Source organism: Pseudomonas sp. K5002, from assembly GCF_013386655.1.
Lineage (GTDB): Bacteria > Pseudomonadota > Gammaproteobacteria > Pseudomonadales > Pseudomonadaceae > Aquipseudomonas.
Genome location: NZ_JACARK010001052.1, coordinates 661 through 945 on the forward strand (window position 1 = coordinate 661; position 285 = coordinate 945).

Annotated in this window: 1 protein-coding gene; it reads right to left on the bottom strand. The window is 62.8% G+C overall.

What is annotated here, in order from left to right; translation table 11 throughout:
* A partial coding sequence (locus tag HX846_RS33055; protein WP_178967034.1) for a M20/M25/M40 family metallo-hydrolase occupies window positions 1–285 on the bottom strand: 285 nt, incomplete at both ends.

Below are 285 nucleotides of genomic sequence, written 5' to 3' on the forward strand. Positions count from 1 at the left end.
ATTTCGTTATGGCTGATGCCGCCTTCGCACGGCACAAAGATCATTCCGGCCGGGCCCAGTTCGGCGACGAAGATCGCGTCATGCCCGGCGCCGCTGACGATGTCCATATGGCTCAGGCCCAGGCTGCTCGCGCCATCACGCACGGCGTTGACACAGGCAGGGTTGAAATCCAGCGGCGGGAAGTCGGCAGTGGGTATCAGCTCAAAGCTCAAGCCGTGTTGCTCGGCGGTGGCTTCGATCACCTGGCGCACTTCGTCGACCATCGCTTGCAGCTTGTCGGCGTGC